Origin of the sequence: Anabaena sp. UHCC 0399 (genome assembly GCF_034931465.1) — a bacterium.
In the GTDB taxonomy this organism is placed as follows: domain Bacteria; phylum Cyanobacteriota; class Cyanobacteriia; order Cyanobacteriales; family Nostocaceae; genus Trichormus; species Trichormus minutissimus.
Genome location: NZ_JAYGGZ010000021.1, coordinates 25,159 through 43,451, shown reverse-complemented (window position 1 = coordinate 43,451; position 18,293 = coordinate 25,159). Strand labels below are relative to the sequence as shown.

20 protein-coding genes are annotated in these 18,293 nt (G+C 41.1%); 8 read left to right on the top strand and 12 right to left on the bottom strand.

All coding sequences use genetic code 11. The features are described 5' to 3' along the window. Positions 1-66: 66 nt before the first annotated feature. Together VB693_RS13310 and VB693_RS13305 are read left to right on the top strand one after the other, a co-directional pair. Positions 67-1,155 (top strand): tetratricopeptide repeat protein, encoded by a 1,089-nt coding sequence (locus VB693_RS13310; protein WP_323266685.1) that lies wholly within the window; start codon positions 67-69, stop codon positions 1,153-1,155. A 230-nt stretch (positions 1,156-1,385) separates the two neighbouring features. Beyond that, the gene (locus tag VB693_RS13305) at positions 1,386-2,081 is read left to right on the top strand and encodes a uracil-DNA glycosylase (RefSeq protein ID WP_323266684.1); all 696 of its coding nucleotides are present in this window, start codon (positions 1,386-1,388) and stop codon (positions 2,079-2,081) included. A gap of 41 nt (positions 2,082-2,122) precedes the next feature. On the opposite strand, the gene VB693_RS13300 is transcribed toward VB693_RS13305, so the two are convergent. The 4 genes from VB693_RS13300 to tyrS all read right to left on the bottom strand — a co-directional run bounded on the left by VB693_RS13300 (position 2,123) and on the right by tyrS (position 5,463). Next, positions 2,123-2,701 (bottom strand): Uma2 family endonuclease, encoded by a 579-nt coding sequence (locus VB693_RS13300; protein ID WP_323266683.1) that lies wholly within the window; start codon positions 2,699-2,701, stop codon positions 2,123-2,125. 214 nt (positions 2,702-2,915) lie between these two features. Beyond that, entirely contained in the window at positions 2,916-3,527 is a 612-nt protein-coding gene (locus VB693_RS13295) for a hypothetical protein (protein ID WP_323266682.1), read from the bottom strand. Further along, the gene (gene pyrF / locus VB693_RS13290; protein WP_323266681.1) at positions 3,524-4,246 is read right to left on the bottom strand and encodes an orotidine-5'-phosphate decarboxylase; all 723 of its coding nucleotides are present in this window, start codon (positions 4,244-4,246) and stop codon (positions 3,524-3,526) included. The genes VB693_RS13295 and pyrF overlap by 4 nt, the downstream gene beginning before the upstream one ends. Before the next feature lie 20 nt (positions 4,247-4,266). Then, on the bottom strand, positions 4,267-5,463 hold the full coding sequence (gene tyrS / locus VB693_RS13285) for a tyrosine--tRNA ligase (protein WP_323266722.1): 1,197 nt from the start codon (positions 5,461-5,463) through the stop codon (positions 4,267-4,269). Between the two features lie 173 nt (positions 5,464-5,636). Between tyrS and VB693_RS13280 the strand changes: the two genes are divergently transcribed. Then, the gene (locus tag VB693_RS13280) at positions 5,637-7,559 is read left to right on the top strand and encodes a transglycosylase domain-containing protein (protein WP_323266680.1); all 1,923 of its coding nucleotides are present in this window, start codon (positions 5,637-5,639) and stop codon (positions 7,557-7,559) included. Positions 7,560-7,619: 60 nt separating this feature from the next. Here the strand turns inward: VB693_RS13280 and VB693_RS13275 are convergent, their stop codons facing one another. Further along, positions 7,620-7,943: a DUF1825 family protein gene (locus VB693_RS13275; RefSeq protein ID WP_190705068.1), complete on the bottom strand. Its 324-nt coding sequence runs from the start codon at positions 7,941-7,943 to the stop codon at positions 7,620-7,622. A gap of 117 nt (positions 7,944-8,060) precedes the next feature. Beyond that, complete coding sequence (locus tag VB693_RS13270; protein WP_323266679.1) at positions 8,061-9,008, bottom strand: J domain-containing protein; 948 nt, start codon at positions 9,006-9,008, stop codon at positions 8,061-8,063. Between the two features lie 194 nt (positions 9,009-9,202). Here VB693_RS13270 and VB693_RS13265 point away from each other — a divergent pair, with 194 nt between their 5' ends. Together VB693_RS13265 and VB693_RS13260 are read left to right on the top strand one after the other, a co-directional pair. Beyond that, entirely contained in the window at positions 9,203-9,577 is a 375-nt protein-coding gene (locus VB693_RS13265; protein ID WP_190705067.1) for an NINE protein, read from the top strand. A 97-nt stretch (positions 9,578-9,674) separates the two neighbouring features. After that, positions 9,675-10,205: a ComEA family DNA-binding protein gene (locus tag VB693_RS13260; protein ID WP_323266678.1), complete on the top strand. Its 531-nt coding sequence runs from the start codon at positions 9,675-9,677 to the stop codon at positions 10,203-10,205. Positions 10,206-10,424: 219 nt separating this feature from the next. Here the strand turns inward: VB693_RS13260 and lepB are convergent, their stop codons facing one another. Then, complete coding sequence (gene lepB / locus VB693_RS13255) at positions 10,425-10,997, bottom strand: signal peptidase I (protein ID WP_323266677.1); 573 nt, start codon at positions 10,995-10,997, stop codon at positions 10,425-10,427. A gap of 372 nt (positions 10,998-11,369) precedes the next feature. On the opposite strand from lepB, the gene VB693_RS13250 reads away from it, so the two are divergent. After that, a complete protein-coding gene (locus VB693_RS13250) occupies positions 11,370-11,696 on the top strand; it encodes a hypothetical protein (RefSeq protein WP_323266676.1) in 327 nt (108 codons plus the stop codon). Between the two features lie 6 nt (positions 11,697-11,702). Then, a complete protein-coding gene (locus tag VB693_RS13245) occupies positions 11,703-12,152 on the top strand; it encodes a nucleic acid-binding protein (RefSeq protein ID WP_323266675.1) in 450 nt (149 codons plus the stop codon). 329 nt (positions 12,153-12,481) lie between these two features. Here the strand turns inward: VB693_RS13245 and VB693_RS13240 are convergent, their stop codons facing one another. Both VB693_RS13240 and VB693_RS13235 read right to left on the bottom strand, forming a co-directional pair. Further along, entirely contained in the window at positions 12,482-13,390 is a 909-nt protein-coding gene (locus VB693_RS13240; RefSeq protein ID WP_323266674.1) for a DUF4351 domain-containing protein, read from the bottom strand. Between the two features lie 106 nt (positions 13,391-13,496). After that, positions 13,497-14,249, bottom strand: a complete 753-nt coding sequence (locus VB693_RS13235; RefSeq protein WP_323266673.1) for a hypothetical protein — start codon at positions 14,247-14,249, stop codon at positions 13,497-13,499. Between the two features lie 98 nt (positions 14,250-14,347). Here VB693_RS13235 and VB693_RS13230 point away from each other — a divergent pair, with 98 nt between their 5' ends. Further along, a complete protein-coding gene (locus VB693_RS13230; RefSeq protein ID WP_323266672.1) occupies positions 14,348-15,085 on the top strand; it encodes a hypothetical protein in 738 nt (245 codons plus the stop codon). Positions 15,086-15,294: 209 nt separating this feature from the next. Here the strand turns inward: VB693_RS13230 and VB693_RS13225 are convergent, their stop codons facing one another. From VB693_RS13225 to VB693_RS13215, 3 genes are all read right to left on the bottom strand, one after another. Further along, positions 15,295-16,698, bottom strand: a complete 1,404-nt coding sequence (locus VB693_RS13225) for an NAD(P)(+) transhydrogenase (Re/Si-specific) subunit beta (RefSeq protein WP_323266671.1) — start codon at positions 16,696-16,698, stop codon at positions 15,295-15,297. After that, the gene (locus VB693_RS13220) at positions 16,695-16,988 is read right to left on the bottom strand and encodes an NAD(P) transhydrogenase subunit alpha (protein WP_323266670.1); all 294 of its coding nucleotides are present in this window, start codon (positions 16,986-16,988) and stop codon (positions 16,695-16,697) included. The genes VB693_RS13225 and VB693_RS13220 overlap by 4 nt, the downstream gene beginning before the upstream one ends. 109 nt (positions 16,989-17,097) lie before the next feature. Next, positions 17,098-18,255 (bottom strand): Re/Si-specific NAD(P)(+) transhydrogenase subunit alpha, encoded by a 1,158-nt coding sequence (locus tag VB693_RS13215; protein ID WP_190705048.1) that lies wholly within the window; start codon positions 18,253-18,255, stop codon positions 17,098-17,100. Positions 18,256-18,293 lie beyond the last annotated feature (38 nt).

The window sequence follows — 18,293 nt, the reverse complement described above, 5'->3', positions numbered from 1 at the left end:
ACTGACATAAGTGACTAGATTTTTGGGAACAATATACGTATCACCACAGTTAGCAGGAATTGGTCAATGTCACAAGGGGAACATAATAACAGCACCAAAAATACCGTTCCTGTGGAAGTTGCGAAATATCTCAAACCAGTCAAACGCAACACAATTACCTATGAATTTGAGCAAGGTTCACCAGAAGAATTACTGCTTACGCAAGAGAGTGACAACAAATTATCCGCAGCATCCCACCTAATGAGGCAAGGGATTCAGCAGCAGAAAGCAGGAGATTTGATCACAGCCATCAAATATTTAAAACAATCTCTAGAGATGTTTCAACGGACTGGTGATGCACAACAAGAGCAAGTACTTTCTTTGTTGGCATTAATCACTTACACTTCTGGGGACTATCAAAACACGATAACTTACTCTCAACAATGTTTATCTTTAAAACATACCTCAGATCCATCAGTACGGATACAAGTGCTTTCTCATTTGGGTAATGCTTACCGTCATCTTAACAATTACAGCAAAGCGATTGAATTTTTAGAAGAGTGTCTGAAATTAACTCAGCAGATACAAGACAAGCGCAGTCAAGTTGCAGCTTTAAATAATTTGGGATTGGTGTATAAAGCTTCTGGCAATTTTATCAAGGCAATTGAGTATCAGGAGCAAAGTTTAGAAATTGTGCAGGCAATGCAAGATAATTGGGGCATAGAGCAAGTTCTCAAAAACTTAGGCAATGCTTGGTATGGTTTGGACAACTACCCGAAAGCGATCGCCTATTATGAAAAATGTGTCAAAGTAGCCATTTCCCTGAATAATCCCCGCAGTGCTACTCAAGTGCTAAAAAATTTGGGTAATGCGTGTTATGCAATAGGCGACTACGCCAAAGCAATTAAGTATTATGAAAAGCGTTTGCAATTAGCCAGACACCTCAAAGATCAGCGTAGTGAAGAACAGTCCCTTGGTAGTTTAGGCGTTGCTTGCGAAGCTTTAGGCAACCATAGCAGAGCAATTACATACTATGAAGCCCGCTTGTTATTAGCTAGAACTCTTAACGATCGTCGCATTGAAGAACAAGCACTTGCTAGCTTAAAAATTGCTTGCTATGCCTTGGGTGATTATGCTAAGGCTATGCAATACCAGCAAGGGATGGGGGAGAGGTGACAGGTGACAGGTGAGAGGGGACAGGTGACAGGTAACAGGTGATAATTTTTTTTCAATTGTCAGTTAACTTTCCTTTGCTGCATCACGCCTTGAATTCACTGATACAATAGGAAGTCTAGTCAATTTTAGTATTCAGTAACAGTATTTGTCTGAGAAATATTTCTAAAAAACTATAGCTATATTTAAATTTAGACAAGTTTGCTGGTGCTGACTCCATTACCCAGATTTTCATGAGCAGCGAAATCCAACTCAGCCTCTTTAATGAAGAACCCAATTTTAACCAAAAAGAGCTGATTCCCAAAGATCCAAAAATTCCCATTCCACCTGGAACTTATCCCAATATGACGGAGTTGGTACAGCATTGCAATCAGTGCCATCGCTGTGAATTAGGTAATACCCGTACCCATGCCGTAGTTGGACGGGGAAACCTCAAAGCACCAATTATGATTATCGGAGAAGCACCAGGTCAAAGCGAAGACGAAACAGGTTTACCCTTTGTCGGTAGGTCAGGGCAGTTGTTAGAAAAAATCTTGGCATCAGTTAATCTAACTACTGAACATGATGTATATATCGGTAATATAAATAAATGCCGTCCACCGAGTAACCGAGTGCCGACTCCCGACGAAATGGCGGCTTGTTTACCATATTTATTAGAACAAATCCGCCTTGTTGACCCCAAGATTATTTTGTTAACAGGTGCAACAGCAGTTAAAGGTATCACCGGGGATAAACGAGGAATTACTAAAATTCGTGGTCAGTGGCTAGAGTGGGAAGGGCGTTTCTGTATGCCTATTTTTCACCCATCTTACTTATTGCGTAACCCTTCCAAAGAAAAAGGTAAGCCTAAATGGTTGATGTGGCAGGATATCCAGACGGTACGCTCCAAGTATGATGAAATTACGGGCAACAGTGGTAGCAATATTTAAATAATTGTGGCAATTGTGGCGATCGCGTACCTGCTATATAATCATTCTTCGCTACCAAACACAACACCTTCATACAGGAGTTCAATAGGACACTGAAATTCAATGCTGGATAGAGTAATCATGTCTCCCTCTGTGTAAGGATAGTAAAGCCACATTCTACCCTCTCCCCGCAAGTAACGCTCAACAGAGATTTTTTCCGAGTCAATTAATACATACTCTTGCAAAGTCGGCATTTTCAAATAAGCAGAAAATTTTTCACCTCTATCTCTAGCACTTGTACCTGGAGAGAGAACTTCAACGATTAGCTGAGGATATTTGATAAACTTACGGGCGTTGAGGTCTTGCTCGTTGCAACTGACAATAACATCAGGATAATAGTAAGGACTTTCTGGTGTTAGTTGTACTTTCACATCTGACACATTTACCCGACAACCTCTAGAGCGTAGATGAGGGCGTAAAGCTGCGTAAAGGTTAAGTGTAATATCATTATGGGGAATTGTGCCGCCTGTCATAGCAAAGACTTCACCATTGACATATTCATAACGAATATTTTGTTGAGTTTCCCATATCAGATATTCCTCAACAGTCATTTTTTGGGGTTGCTGGGGGACGGCTATCATGGTCTTTGAACGACAGGACTTTTCGGGCTTGATTTGATTTTAGCTAGATGATTTTAACGAAGGGACTTCCAGATAAAAAAATATCCAAATTGTAGGGTGCGTCAGTGCGATAGAACCTAACTATACTCAGAAATTATTCATACTGACGCACCCTACCCAACCATCAATTGCGGATAATTTATTTTTTGGTGTTCCCTAATAACTAATAACTGATTTAACGCTGGGAACTACGCAAACTTCCTGCTTGACAATCTCTCAGCCAAGCTTTGATACCTTGGGCAATTGTACCGTTGCTGCTATCTCGTGGTGGTGATGGCGGCTGTCCTTTGGGATAAGAAGCGGTTTGAGTAAACATCATTACTAATCGCCAACTATCTTGAGTTGGTGTCAATAGTACCCAGTGAAATTCTTGTAATTCGACTACTGTTTTATTTATGTACTGCCTTTTTAAAGTAGTAAAAAATACTTGCTCAATATTTTGATTAGTGCTTTTGTTTTGATCTAAAGGTTGCAATGGTAACGGCTGAAATTCAGGTCTACCAGCTAGCAGTACGTAACTATAAACATCACTACTTCTACCCAAACGGCGGCCACGTTGACTAGCACGATTGGCATAGCCAGGTAAATCTCGCAATAGATGAGTAGTTAATGTTGACAAATCTTTTGCAACACAAAAAGACTTCTCCCCCCTCTGGCTTTGTAAAGACGGTTTGGGGGAAATTGCCTGAGCCAATGCTGCGTTATCCCAGCCATTCATTACTACCAGCCATAAGCTGCAAGTTAACAGCCACCAGCGATAATTATGCTTCTGGATTAATGCTTTCATGCTGTGGTTAACTCTTGGGTAATTCGTTGCCAAGCTAACTCAGGTTCAGCCGCCGCAGTGATGGGACGACCAATTACTAGGTAATCTGCACCAGCTTGGATAGCTTGGGAAGGGGTAAGCGATCGCTTTTGATCTCCCGCTTCTGCCCATGTGGGGCGCACCCCTGGACACACGAAAAGAAAGTCATCGCCGCAAGTTTGCCGTAACTGCGCTACTTCTTGGGGTGAGCAAACTGCCCCATCTAACCCTGATTCTTTAGCTATCAAGGCCATTTCTAAGGCATATTCTGGCAACTCTAGGGGAATTTTTAAATCAAAAGCCAACTGCCTAGTAGAAATACTCGTCAGCAGCGTCACAGCAATCAATTTCGGTGGTTTGACTCCCGCTTGTTCAGCCCCCTCTTTTACTGCCTCCGTGGCAGCTTTCAGGGCATTTCTCCCCGCAGTGGCATGAATAGTCAGCAAATCCACCCCATAACCAGCCGCAGCCCGGCAAGCCCCCGCCATAGTGTTGGGGATGTCGTGAAACTTTAAATCTAGAAATATCTGCTTATCCCTAGATTTCAGCACTTCCAGAATTTTTGGCCCCACACTGGTGAATAATTCTAAGCCAACCTTCCAGAAACTAACTGCTTCTAGCCTATCGATGAGAGCGATCGCACTTTTTTCATCCGCCACATCTAAAGGGACAATAATTCGCTGTTCTTTCCCATTCCCCATTCCCAATTCCCCATTCCCCTTTAGGATACTAAGCGGACAAACTTATTTTTACCAACTTGCAAAACTTTACCCTGTAAATCACTCACTTGCTCAAAAGTGGTATCAACATCAGTAATGCGATCGCCATCTAAGCGTACACCACCCTCTTGAATTTTCCGTTTCCCTTCCCCGCTACTTTTACACAAGCCACTAGCATTCAGTAAATAAGCTAATTTCACAGGAAATTGGGCAACATCGGTTAACGAAAATTCGGGAACTGCACCCTCTTTCCCGCCGCTTTTGGCTGCTTCCTTGGCTTCATTAGCCGCCTGTTCACCGTGGTATTGTCTAACGACTTCCCAGGCTAATGACATTTGGCGATCGCGAGGATTTTCCGGTAGCTTATCTAAAGGTAAGTCTGTCAACAACTCAAAATACTGTGCCAGTAAATTATCTGGTACACCTTGCAACTTTTGATATTTTTGTCCTGGATGTTCTGACAATCCGACGTAATTACCCAAAGATTTGGACATTTTTTGCTGTCCATCAGTACCAATCAAAATTGGTAGAAGTAACCCAAACTGTGGCTTTTGACCAAAATGACGCTGTAAATCTCTACCTACAGCAATGTTAAACTTTTGATCAGTTCCCCCTAATTCCACATCTGCCTCCACTGCCACCGAATCATAACCTTGCATCAATGGGTAGAGGAACTCATGGAGAAAAATCGGATTCTCTTTCTTATAGCGTTCTGCAAATCCTTCCTTGGCTAGCATCTGCCCCACCGTCATAGTAGCTAGTAACTCTGTAGTTTTTCCCAAATCAAGTCGGGAAAGCCATTCCGAGTTATAACGCACCTCTAATCTACCCGGTGTGTCAAAATCCAAAATAGGACGCATTTGGTCAAGGTAAGTTTGAGCATTTTGCATCACCTCTGCCTCTGTCAGTTGGCGACGCACCTCAGATTTACCAGTTGGATCACCGATGCGAGCCGTAAAATCACCAATAATTAGGACTGCCGTATGACCAGCATCTTGAAATGCTCGCAGTTTTCGTACTGGTATGCTATGACCAAGATGAATATCTGCACCAGTAGGATCAATTCCCAACTTGACCCTTAGAGGACGGTTCGTAGTCGCCAAGCGTTTCTCTAAACTTTCAACTTCGTGATCAGTATCAGTTGGTTGTGGGAATACTTCCACTATCCCACGCTTTAGCCAAGAAAAATTTTCCGCCATAGTAGGAGATTCGCTATTAACTACGCTTTTTACTTTATAAGTTAGCTTGGTTATGTTCACGGCCAAATTGTCCGCCATTTCATCTGCCAAACTAATATAATTGCAAAAAATTAACCGCCCTGCTGCAAAGAATCAATTACAGTAATATTTACAAGTGAGGAAGTGAAATCGCCGTGTCGTCTAGGACTTTTGAAGAAAAGCAATCCCAACGTCGGACTTCATCGGGTTTTGAGTTTTTAAAAGGAGTCGGCCAGGTAGCTGGCGGAACTCTGTTATCAATCACGATGCTAGCAAGTTCCATTGTAGCCGGAGGGCTAGTTGGCCTGGCTATCAGCTTCCGCAATTTGCCAGATGTGAGACAATTACGTAACTTTTTACCCACAGAAACGACGTACATTTATGACATTAAAGGAAAACTGTTAGCTAGTGTCCACGGAGAAGCTAACAGGGAAGTTGTACCTTTAGATAAAATTTCCCCAAATCTCAAACGGGCGGTACTGGCTAGTGAAGATGGTCATTTCTATTATCACCACGGCATTAACCCTACTGGTGTAGGGCGTGCTGTTGTCACTAACTGGTTGGCTGGCGGTGTCAAAGAAGGTGGATCTACTATTACCATGCAGTTGGTAAAAAACCTATTTTTGAGCCGAAAACGTGCTTTTACCCGGAAATTAGCTGAGGGAGTCCTAGCAATTCGCTTAGAGCAAATTCTTACTAAAGATCAAATTTTAGAACTGTACCTCAATCAAGTATATTGGGGTCATAATAATTACGGCGTGCAAACAGCAGCACGTAGTTATTTTAATAAGTCATCTGAGAACCTAACTTTGGGTGAATCAGCAATGATGGCGGGTTTAATCCAAGCACCAGAGGAGTTTAGCCCCTTTGCGAGTCTAAAGTTGGCCAAACAGAAACAAAGAGAAGTCTTGGGGAGAATGCTGGACTTAAACTGGATCACCAAGCAAGAATATGATGATGCCCTCAAAGAAGAAATTAAACTAGGCAGAATCAGGTCATTCCAAGGTAGTGCCTTGCCATATATCACCAATACTGTGGCACAGGAATTGGCTAAAAAGTTTGGGCGTGAAGCCTTGCTCAAAGGTGGAATGCGAGTACAAACAACAGTTGATGCTAGCTTCCAAACTATGGCAGAAGATACTGTCAAAAAGTGGCATAAAACACTTCTGGGACAAGGATTAAGCAGAAATCAAATTGCTCTGGTAGCAATTGATCCGCGCACACATTTTGTGAAAGCATTGGTCGGTGGCGTAGACCCAAAAAGTAGTGAATTTAACCGCGCCACACAAGCGCAGCGTCAGCCAGGATCTTCTTTTAAGCCTTTTGTATATTATGCTGCCTTTGCTACTGGTAAATATGCACCAGACAGTACAGTTATAGATTCTCCAGTCAGTTATCGAGATGGTAGCGGTTGGTACTACCCCCGAAACTACGATGGCGGCTTTGCCGGAGCAATGTCAATTCGCACAGCCTTAGCTCAATCACGTAATATTCCCGTGATTAAAATTGGCAAGACCATAGGCATGAATAGAGTTGTAGAGACTTGCCGAATTTTAGGTATTAACAGTCCGATGGAACCTGTCACCTCTTTACCTTTGGGTGCAATTGGTGTCACACCTCTAGAAATGGCTACTGCCTACGCTACCTTTGCTAATTATGGTTGGCAGTCACAAACAACGGTTATTGCCCGGATTACAGATAGTAGTAACAATGTATTATTGGACAATACGCCCAAACCCCAGAGAGTCTTAGATCCTTGGGCTTCAGCAGCTACGATAGATGTCATGCGCTCGGTTATGACCGATGGTACCGGTAAAGGTGCAGCGATAGATCGCCCATCTGCTGGCAAAACAGGTACAACTTCATCCGAAAAAGATATTTGGTTTGTAGGGACTGTACCACAGTTAACAACTGCTGTCTGGGTGGGTAGAGACGACAACAGACAACTAGCTAGTGGAGCAACTGGTGGTGGTATGGTTGCTCCCATCTGGAAGGAGTTTATGACTAAAGCACTCAAAGGTGTGCCAGTGGAAAACTTTAAGCCACCTTCTCAGTTTCCCCGTCCCAAGGCAAATTAGAGTGATTGGTAATTGGGCATTGGGCATTGGTGATCAATATCCCCTATTCCCCATGCCCCATTACGACTGTTTTTCTAACTCAGATTTCATCCGTTCCAGAGTCATCTGCATTTGATCAAACATCTGTTGTGGGGTGATACCAAATTGATTTAGCTGAGTTTTGAGTTGCTCTACGGTCATTTGTGCCATAAAGTCCTCAGATAGCTCGAATCGCTTCATGAAGACGCGATAGCGATCCATCATTGCTTCCATTTGCTCAATAAACAGCTTTTTGCCCTCACGGTCAAACTTACCGTAGCTGTTACCTAATTGAATCAGTGCTTGATAGTCTTCAAACAACTGCTTTGCTTCTTGCTGAACTATATCAGAGTCGAAGAATCCCATGTGCCTCTATTCAACTGAGTCATGACACTCAGTAGCTTATAGTTTTTGCTTTTATCTATGTTTATTTTAGTCTAGGGGACTCAATTCAAGAACTAGCTACGGTTTAAGTACGGTTTTTTACCGAAATTTCAACACTTGACTTAAGTTAGCTTCTGCCTTGACAAAGAATTTATTTAACCAAACTGCAATTCCTAAAGCCTTAGCTACTGATTTAGGATCAATTTGGTTGTGAAGCGGAATTTTTAGATGGCTAGCATATTTTACAGCTAGTGTGTGTTGAGGGTTAAGCTTTAATGCCTGACGAATATAGACTTTGGCCATACCGATATAATTCTGTCGCAGATGTACTATTCCCAACAAAGCATAGTAATCACTGTTGCTAGGTTCTAGTTTGATGGCATCACGCAGTTCCCGGACTGCTAATGACCAGTGACCTTGTTTTGAATAATCTATTGCTCGCTGATAATGACGTTGAGCATAATTGATGACAGTTGGTGCAAGATTTTGTGTTTTGTCTACTTGAACTACAACTGGCTGGTATTTAGCTTCAGCAATAACAGGATGAGGCGGTTCAAGGATAAATGAGTTGTTTGTATGGAGGTACAAGTAGGCTAAATTAAATTCATTTAGTTTTTGGATCATCCAATAGGATTGAGTTAGCGATTGGTATTGGAGTGTAGTGTAGGAGACGATCGCTTCTTCATAGAATGACGTGGCTTCCTTGATAGACATCCCCTTGAGTTGCTCAATTAAAGGATTTTGCACAGATACAGCACTTTTGCCCCAAGTAATCGCTTCTAACCGCAGTGTTGTTATGATATCAGCACGCTTTCGTAGATGTTTCAACTCATCGTAAGCTGGGTTAATTAAACGGGTAAATATTGCTGTGGCTAATTCTTGGTCTACACCGTTGTTATTAGCATAGTGATCTGGATGTAACAGTTTTGCTAAAGCATGATAACGCTGGAAAATGCGACGTTCATCTGCTGTCACAGCAATTCCCAAAACGGCATAGGGATCTGATAGTTGCTGTAACCATTCTGTAGGGAGGGTATTCTGTGGCATCGTTTTGGATTGGCAGATGAGAATTTCAAGATAGCATTAGGAATTGGATACTGGGAACTGGCAAATGATAGTTAATACAATAGATTTATATTTGCGTGTCAATCTGAATTTTGTAATGCTGTATTTATGCAGGTGCTTTGTTACTATGGCTGTCTAATGGTCAAAATTGTGGTACTCGTGGATTAAGAGAAGATATGTTAATTAAGCGTAAAAGTAGAAGCGTTGCCGCTATTCTAGCCTTTGCTGGAACAGTCAGCATCTCTGGATTACACAAGTTTTATTTAGGACAGCCCTTGTGGGGTTTTTTGTATCTTTTGCTATCTTGGACACCGATTCCCAAGGTTGCTAGTGCTATTGAGGGAGTTTGGTACTTAGCTCAAGATGAGGAAGCTTTTGATCGCAACTTTAATTTTGGTAAGTCAGCAGTAAAAACTTCACAATCTGTAGGTAATCAAGTAGGCGCGATCGCTGATGCTTTACGTGAGTTAGATACTTTGCGCCAAGACGGATTGATTTCTGAGTATGAGTTTGAGCAAAAACGTCGCCATCTACTTGACCAGATTTCTTGATAGGATTGGAGACTAATCAATTCAAAATTTAAAATTCAAGAACTTCGGGTGATTGACTAGGGACTAGGGAATAGTATTTTACTCAAAACTCAGCACTATGCAATGGCTACCTTGGAATTCTAAGTTACAAAAGCTTAGAGCTAAACTACTGAATGACCCCTACTATCGGCTACAGTCTGGGGAAGAAATTCAGATAGCAGCGCAATTGGGTATTCGCATTGATGCTAATCAAGCAACTGTTGATGATTGGTTGCGCTTACCGGGTTTATCGATTCATCAAGCGCGATCGCTTGTAGAACTTTCCCGTTCTGGTGTGACATTTTACTGCATTGAAGATATTGCTGCGGCCTTGGGAATGCCCACACTGCGATTAGAACCATTAAAACCTTTATTAAATTTTAGTTATTACGATCACGAATCTCTAGTTAATCCTACTTATATAATTAATCCCAATACTGCATCAGTAGAACAGTTAGTCCAAATCCCATTCATGGATATATCCCTAGCTCAAGCAGTGGTACAAAATCGCCTATCATCTGGTTTTTACCGTAATTTAGCTGATTTTCAGCGTAGATTAGAACTATCTGGTGAAGCGATCGCGCAATTGATGTATTTTTTGAGGTTTTAGGACGGACTGGGGACTGGGGACTGGGAAAGAACTTCTCCCTTATCTCCCTAGTACAGCGCGGCGTAAATAAACCACCCATTCCAAATCAACAAAACTCTTACGCTGTCTTCATTTTGACTTACCCTCCGGGTACTCCTGCGGAGAACTCGGAGAGTAGCCGCTTTCACGTCTATGACTTTTGACTTTTGGCTTTTGACTTCCGCTTTGCGGTACTAGCTTCTAAATTATTCCAACTCGATCAGGTGGCCAAAAGCGAAACACTGCGCGACCAATGATATTTTCTTGAGGTAAAAAGCCCCAGTAGCGGGAATCGTTACTGTTATTGCGGTTGTCTCCCATGACAAAAAATTGGTCTTCTGGGACTTTGACTGGTTGGAATGGTTGGCTAGGGGGTTCAGCGATATAGTCTTCTGTTAATGGTTGTCCATTGAGATAGACTTTACCGTTAGCGACGCTAACTATTTCGCCAGGTCTTCCAATAACGCGCTTAATGAACGCTTGGTCTTTAGGGTATCCCCGTTTTTGCAATTCTGCGGGTGGCTGAAAAACGACGATATCCCCAGATGTTGGTGGATGAAACCGATAAGAGACTTTTTCGATCACTAGGCGATCGCCTTCATATAAAGTAGGAAGCATTGACTCGGAAGGGATGTAACGAGGTTCAGCGATAAAAGTCCGAATCAACAGTGCTAAAACTAGAGCGATCGCAATTAGAGTAAAATTTTCTTGCCAATTACGCCATGATTTTGACGATGCAAGAGTTTCTTTCGGATTATTTTCCTGAGAATTCATAGAATTTTTCAGCCAGTTAAACAAGTATAAATTCCTTATTTTGATGCCAAATTTATGCCTGTAAGCAAGGCTTTTGCTTACTGCACTTACAAATACTAATTCATCATACGGCTATCTCACATACTATCACCAAGCAAAAATACTTACGAGCAAGGAGGATGAGTTAGCGATCGTATGATGGATATTTAGCGTTAGCGGAACTTACCAGAGGTATCGCTGTTTTATCCTCCGCAGCCCAGAGGGGAAAGAAAAGATTAATTTAGCAAAATTTCCAGTGTTGAATCTGACCTCACTACATATTTTTCCGACTGGAGTTCTGCCAATGTAGATATTCTGATTTAAAATGTTAAATAATCTAGCCATAAAATACTTATGCAAAATGATCAACACATTGCAGAGATATCATCAAACAATTTCCGTAATGATTTGTTATTAGAAATCGAAAAAACACCAGAAAGATACATACCAGAATTACTAGAAATTGTTCGGCTATTTCGCCAAAGTGTAATGCTTAAACAAGCATCTAGTCAGCAGTGGGAAAATGCTATCAATCAAGTTAATCATAGTGATGTAGTTAAACAACAAGAAAGAAAGTCTAAAATTAAACATTTATTTGATTCATGGAATGAGTTGGAGACTCAAGAAGAACAAGAAGAGATTTTAGAAGTCATTAAATCTATGCAAGATGTTTCTATTTAAAATTGAATGAGTAAAGTTATTGTTTTAGATTCTGCACCTGTGGGGTTAATCACGAATCCCAAAGCAACGCCTCTAGCTGTAGAATGTCAAGAATGGTTTTATACTCTATTTGATCGAGGCTATGAAGTAATTTTACCGGAAATTATAGACTATGAAATTAGACGAGAATTGTTAAGGGCGAATAAATTATCAGGGATTAGAAAGCTTAATCAACTTAAATTAGAAATAATTTATCTGCCAATTACAACAGAGGTGATGTTAAAAGCAGCCGAATTATGGGCTGAAATCCGAAATCAAGGTAAATCTACAGCAGATAATAAAGCATTAGATGGTGATGTTATTTTAGCTTCTCAGTCTACTTTAGTTGCTAGCTATGGGCATGAGGTTATTATTGCTACGAGTAATAAAAAACATCTGTCTATTTTTATTGATGCTAGAGAATGGCAAGAAATTTAGTTTGTGGAAACTTTGTATAATTTCGTAGTCTAACTTTTTAAAACACAAAGGTGTGCGGAAATTAGCGCAAAGGAACACAAAGTGTTTCCGATATCAAAGTTTAGCAGCGATCGCTCTCCCAATGCTATGGAAGTATTCATTAGTTGCGCCAAAAGCGACAAGATATTTAGCTATCACAAACACAGTTTGACTATCTCTACAAATCAAAAAACCTCAACTTTATCAAGAATCTATTGCAACATTTTAGCTAAAACAGTCCACTACAATTTAAGGTTTACTTTATCAAGTATCTCTTAATAAAGAGAGCGATCGCATGGTGAAATACAATCTTACTGCTGTTGCAACCAAGTTACTAGATCATCTTCAGTAGAAAAATCTAGTAATGCTTCAGCTAAATCCTCTAACTGAGTTGAAGATAATCCTCGCACGCGCTCTTGTAATTCAGGGGTAATTCCACCAATTCGTTTTGTTAATTGACGCTGGATTACTTTCAATTCTCCTTGTTGTAGACCTTGTTGTATCCCTTCCTCCATCCAACTAGTGACGATTTGCATAACTACCTCTTGTTGAGTTGGTTCAAATTGAGCAATTTCAGCTTGGAAAATTTCTGTTTCTTGGGCATTTAGGCGTAGGTAAGTGTCAATAAACCCAGAAATTAACTGCATTCGTGCTGGATCTAACTGCAATGTAGCTAATAGACGCAGACACTCAGATTTTACTCTGGGGCGGTCTGGTGGTGCTATGTTCATTTTAGCCATCAGCGCACTAGCTACGGGATTTTGTTGTTGCAGGTATTCTCGCCAATTCAAGCGATTTAACTGAATAACATCATAGTTGAATTGCAAGACCAGCTTATTGGGAAATGCTACTTGATGAAAATTTGGTTCGGCTTTTTTGGGGCGATCGTAAGAAAATAAGGCAATAGGATAGACTGGCAGGGCGTATTTTTCGTACAATCTGGCAAAGTAGCGATACATCCGCAAATCAAATGCTTCTTGATAATAAGCTTGATGTTCTAGATGTACTAGGAAAAACGATTCTTGCTCTCTAAATCTGGCTTTTACTATTAAATCAGTTTCATATTTTTCGCCAGCAGTAACATCGGTAAATATTTCTTTATCAATGAAGCTGATAGTGTCCCTTTCCAGATAAGCGGTTATATCTGGGAAGAATAAGTCGATGAACTCCCAGAAGAAGGTAGTTAATAGTTCTTTAAACAGGCGATCGTGGTCTATCATGATTAAATTTATATCATGTCACTGATGAGCGATCGCTGTTTTTGTCTCATGCCTTCGCCGCCAGGCGTTCCGCTTGCAGTAGGCGCAGAGACGCAAAGAATTATTTTTACGCTTGGTTAGCAGCGATCGCTCTCCCAATGCTATGGAAGTATTCATTTGGTAAAGCTCTAGGAAATTTAGCGATCACAAATACAGTTTGACTATTTCTAGTAACCAAGAAATCTTCTAAATAAGATGATGAAGGTTTTGTAAATTCTATATGGTTTATATTATTCGTAATTTCTTTCCAAAAATCGTCAAATTCCCTTCCATAGAAAACGACTAATTCAGGTTTCTGTTCTTTAATTTTTTGACTAATGTGATTTATTCGCATATCAATACAATAATCTTCATAATTTTTTCTATTAGCTAAAAAAGGAAGATTACAATGTTTACCATATATCCAATGCTTACGAGATGGTGAGGGTAAAGGCAATAATTCTAATAAACAAGTCTCTTTATCTTTCCTACCTAATTCACTTATTTGATATTTACGAATATCTTCTACAGTAATATTTTCTTGTCCTTTCGCACTTAATACCATACGCATTATTGCCCTCCATACCGGTACACTTAATTTTGCACCTTCCTTAAAACCAGCCGCACATCCGATCGCTATATGATATTCTGCAAGATCATCTAGTTCTTTTTCTTTTCTTTCCGCCCATATATTTATTCTGTGCTTAACGTCTTCAAAATCTCTTCCTGCTTCTTCCATGCCAATAAACCAATATTTTCCTTGATAATTACCATATCCATAAAAAGTCTCAATTCTTTTTTCTAGAAGTGCATCATCAAAAAAATCTGAATTATTCATCATCTAAGTGTTTATACTTAAAAAGCAATCTTTGTTAAGTCAAAAATAATGGGTTATAACAAAAATGTCTAGTCACATTACAAAAATTATCAGGAATCAACATGGGTGCATATTGGTGTTCTCAAGCTGAAGTCGTCACAACTGAACCTAAAATAGTCAAAAATTTAATTCTGCAAATTGCAAGTAAAAAAAATACAACATCAGTCCATAACCTAGAAATAAAAGGCAACTCTATATTTTTCGACTCAGATGGATACGGCTGTTTTGGTGTAGAGTGGGAAAATTATGCTAAGGATCTTTTATTTGAAAAACTATTTGAAAAGTACACAGGAGCATTAATTTGCTTTGAATCTGTCAACCAATATCAGGATTTAGGCTATTTATTTTCATCAATTTGGATTAAGCCTGAAGGTGAAGTTAACTGGGATGATGATGAAGAAATTGATGAAACTTTTTATAAAAGAACTCGCGTTTTGTGGATAGAAGGGGATGTTTCGGAACAACCGTGTGAAGGTCAATTTAATGAAGCTGATATATGGTATATCACATTTGATTATTTAGAACAAAATAAAGAAGATATGCCCAGTCTCTATGCTGCTTACCGTAAAGCCAAAGTCGAAGGATTTGATGATTGGTCAATTTCCTTTATTGATAAGAAGAAAGTGATTAGTTGTGAAATTGCCCAACAAATAGGAGAATTATATAGTGATAATCAAGATGCTGTACTTGAAGAATGCCTAGAAAACATGAGAGAGTTAAATTCTTACCCGATAGATGCTGAGTATGCAGATTTTGAGTTTGAACTTCCAGAAAATTTTCCTAAATTATCCAAATTATAGTCAATATAGCTGTAGCCATTTTGATCAGGAAATTGACATGAGTATAAGAAAGCGACAAATCTTAAAATTTGCGTCCTAATTTACTGAGTCCATAGCTATAAACTTCTTTTCTTTGCGTCTTTGCGCCTTTGCGTGAAACAATCCAAAAAACTTGCCTCAGAAGCATCACACCCCCAAGGCAAGCAAAACTAGAAATTATTCTTAATTCCCTAAAGTTGCTTCACTTCCGAAACTAACTTCGACACCATATCTTTCGCACTACCAAAAAGCATAGTGGTTTTATCTTTGTAGAACAACTCATTATCTACACCAGCAAAACCCGCACTCATCCCGCGCTTAATAACAATGGTGTGCTTCGCCCGATCAACTTCCAAAATCGGCATCCCGTAAATCGGACTAGCGGTATCACTACGCGCCGCCGGATTAACTACATCATTAGCCCCAATTACCAAAGCTACATCGGCTTGTTCAAACTGAGGGTTAATGTCTTCCATGTCATACAATTGGGTATATGGCACATTCGCCTCAGCTAACAACACATTCATGTGTCCCGGCATTCTTCCAGCGACGGGGTGAATGGCATACTTAACATCAACACCCATGCGTTCTAGTTGATCTGCCAATTCTCTCACACTATGTTGTGCTTGAGCTACAGCCATCCCATAACCAGGGACAATCACTACAGAACGAGCATAACCTAACATCATCGCCCCTTCTTCGGGATCAATGCTGTGGACGGTTTGATCAGTTGCACCAGCAGCAGCACCAGCAGCCGTACTTCCCCCTGAACCAAACGCGCTGAATAGCACGCTAAACAGGGAACGGTTCATGGCTTTACACATAATTTCGGTGAGGATTAAACCAGAAGCCCCCACTAATGCACCGGCGATGATTAACATATTGTTCATCACCACGAAACCAGCAGCCGCCGCCGCGACACCTGATAAAGAGTTTAACAGCGAAATGACTACGGGCATATCACCGCCACCAATGGGGATGACGAACATCACACCCAAGAAGAGGGAAACTCCAACGACTGCCAAAAATACAGGTAAGCTATCTGGTGTGATGATTAAGTAGGCACTACCAGCTATATAAGCACCCAGCAGCAAAAGGTTAAATGGTTGCTGTAACGGAAAGGTAATTGGTGAACCGCTAATTAAACCTTGCAATTTGGCGAAGGCGAGAAAACTACCTGTGAAGGTAACACCACCAATTAACACATCCAACAACATGGAGATGTTGACATCTAGGGGGATAGCTGCACCAGCATCCAATAACCGCCAGAACTCAGCTACAGCAACTAACGCCGAAGCCGCACCGCCCAAACCGTTAAGTAAGCCCACCATTTGGGGCATTTCTGTCATTTGGACTTTGTAGGCTGCGATCGCACCAATTGCCGAACCAATCGCTAAACCTACTAAAATCATCTCATAATTCAATACGTGTTGGTCTAGCATGGTGGCGACAATAGCCAGCAGCATCCCAACCGCCGCAATCACATTACCGTTGCGTGCAGTAGCAGGAGAACCCAGTTTTTTCAAACCCAAGATAAATAAAGACGCAGCAACTAAATACGTCAGCTGAATCCCAGTTGGTAACAAATCGCTCACGCCTTAATCTCCTTCTTCTTGAACATTTGCAACATTCTGTCAGTCACAAGAAACCCAGCCACAACGTTGACTGTAGCTAAAGTCACAGCAATCAAACCGAGAATTACAGATAAATCGGTGTTTCTTTCTCCGGCTGCTACTATCGCCCCAATTACAGCAATACCCGAAATGGCATTTGAGCCTGACATTAGGGGAGTGTGTAAGGTTGGGGGGATTTTGTTGATAACTTCAAAGCCGATGAACGATGACAACACGAATACAAACAAAGCTGCAATTAATGCCTCTGTCATGGAAAACTCCTTCTTATTGATGGGCTATATGAAGCAGGGGGGAGCAGGGAAGGCAGGTTGAGACAAGGGAGAATACAAAATCTCAGTTCTTCCCAATCCCCAGTCCCCATTACCTCAACACTGCATCTTGTAGCGCATCTTTGACACGCTGATTACGAATTTCTCCCGCGTGGGTAATGCAGGCTGCATCGATGATGTCGTCAGCAAAGTCTATGTTTAAGGCTTTGTCTTTGATGAGCAGCTGTAACAAAGATGTCAGGTTCTTGGAATAGAGTTGGCTGGCGTGGACTGGCATTGATGAAGGGAGATTAATCGGCCCGATAATTGTCACGCCATTCCAGACAATATCTTTACCGGGATCAGTGCAAGCACAGTTACCACCTTGTTCGGCAGCTAAATCTACAATGACTGAACCGGGTTTCATCTGTGCCACCATTTCGGCTGTAACTAGCAGTGGAGCTTTTCTACCGGGGACTTGGGCAGTTGTAATGACTACATCCGCATTTTTGATGTGTTCGGCGACAACTTCCTGAGTACGTTGTTTGCTAGCTTCGGAAATTTCTTTGGCGTAACCACCTGCGGCAGTTGTTTCTTCTTCTAGCTTGACTTCAACGAATTTTGCGCCTAAGCTTTGCACTTCTTCTTTGACGGCTGGACGAATATCAAAGGCTTCTACTACTGCACCCAAGCGTCTGGCGGTGGCGATCGCTTGCAATCCTGCTACACCAGCTCCCATAATAAATATTTTGGCTGGGGCAATTGTACCGGCAGCCGTCGTCAGCATGGGGAAATATTTTGGTAATGCGGCTGCGGCGATTAACACTGATTTATAACCCGCCAGGGAAGCTTGAGACGACAAAGCATCCATACTTTGCGCCCTGGTAGTGCGGGGGATTAACTCCATACTCAAAGCTGAGATTTTGCGATTAGCTAGTTGCTGCGCTACCACAGGGTTTCCCAAAGGATTCAGGAAGCTAATTAATACAGTTCCTTCCCGCATTAACTCAACTTCCGAACGCCCATCTTCTCTCTCTTGTGGTGGGCTAACTTTCAATAAAATATCTGTTTCGCCCCATAATTGGTCTGAATTATGGATAATTTTAGCTCCTGCGGCTTCATAGTCAGCATCACTAAAAAATGATCTCTCTCCTGCACCTGCTTCTACCCAAATTTCCAATTCCTGTTTCACTAATTTAGCAACGGTGTCAGGATTTAATGCTACACGCCGTTCACAAACTTCTATTTCTTTAGCAACTGCTATTTTCATGAAATCTCCTGGAGATAAATACCTAACCTCTGCCGAAT

Excerpts from the sequence above, each read along its gene's own strand:
- VB693_RS13310 (WP_323266685.1), top strand. The coding sequence starts at position 67 with ATGTCACAAGGGGAACATAATAACAGCACCAAAAATACCGTTCCTGTG.
- VB693_RS13305 (WP_323266684.1), top strand. The coding sequence starts at position 1,386 with ATGAGCAGCGAAATCCAACTCAGCCTCTTTAATGAAGAACCCAATTTT.
- VB693_RS13300 (WP_323266683.1), bottom strand. The coding sequence starts at position 2,701 with ATGATAGCCGTCCCCCAGCAACCCCAAAAAATGACTGTTGAGGAATAT.
- VB693_RS13295 (WP_323266682.1), bottom strand. The coding sequence starts at position 3,527 with ATGAAAGCATTAATCCAGAAGCATAATTATCGCTGGTGGCTGTTAACT.
- pyrF (WP_323266681.1), bottom strand. The coding sequence starts at position 4,246 with ATGGGGAATGGGAAAGAACAGCGAATTATTGTCCCTTTAGATGTGGCG.
- tyrS (WP_323266722.1), bottom strand. The coding sequence starts at position 5,463 with ATGGCGGAAAATTTTTCTTGGCTAAAGCGTGGGATAGTGGAAGTATTC.
- VB693_RS13275 (WP_190705068.1), bottom strand. The coding sequence starts at position 7,943 with ATGGGATTCTTCGACTCTGATATAGTTCAGCAAGAAGCAAAGCAGTTG.
- VB693_RS13270 (WP_323266679.1), bottom strand. The coding sequence starts at position 9,008 with ATGCCACAGAATACCCTCCCTACAGAATGGTTACAGCAACTATCAGAT.
- VB693_RS13265 (WP_190705067.1), top strand. The coding sequence starts at position 9,203 with ATGTTAATTAAGCGTAAAAGTAGAAGCGTTGCCGCTATTCTAGCCTTT.
- VB693_RS13260 (WP_323266678.1), top strand. The coding sequence starts at position 9,675 with ATGCAATGGCTACCTTGGAATTCTAAGTTACAAAAGCTTAGAGCTAAA.
- lepB (WP_323266677.1), bottom strand. The coding sequence starts at position 10,997 with ATGAATTCTCAGGAAAATAATCCGAAAGAAACTCTTGCATCGTCAAAA.
- VB693_RS13250 (WP_323266676.1), top strand. The coding sequence starts at position 11,370 with ATGCAAAATGATCAACACATTGCAGAGATATCATCAAACAATTTCCGT.
- VB693_RS13245 (WP_323266675.1), top strand. The coding sequence starts at position 11,703 with ATGAGTAAAGTTATTGTTTTAGATTCTGCACCTGTGGGGTTAATCACG.
- VB693_RS13240 (WP_323266674.1), bottom strand. The coding sequence starts at position 13,390 with ATGATAGACCACGATCGCCTGTTTAAAGAACTATTAACTACCTTCTTC.
- VB693_RS13235 (WP_323266673.1), bottom strand. The coding sequence starts at position 14,249 with ATGATGAATAATTCAGATTTTTTTGATGATGCACTTCTAGAAAAAAGA.
- VB693_RS13230 (WP_323266672.1), top strand. The coding sequence starts at position 14,348 with ATGGGTGCATATTGGTGTTCTCAAGCTGAAGTCGTCACAACTGAACCT.
- VB693_RS13220 (WP_323266670.1), bottom strand. The coding sequence starts at position 16,988 with ATGACAGAGGCATTAATTGCAGCTTTGTTTGTATTCGTGTTGTCATCG.
- VB693_RS13215 (WP_190705048.1), bottom strand. The coding sequence starts at position 18,255 with ATGAAAATAGCAGTTGCTAAAGAAATAGAAGTTTGTGAACGGCGTGTA.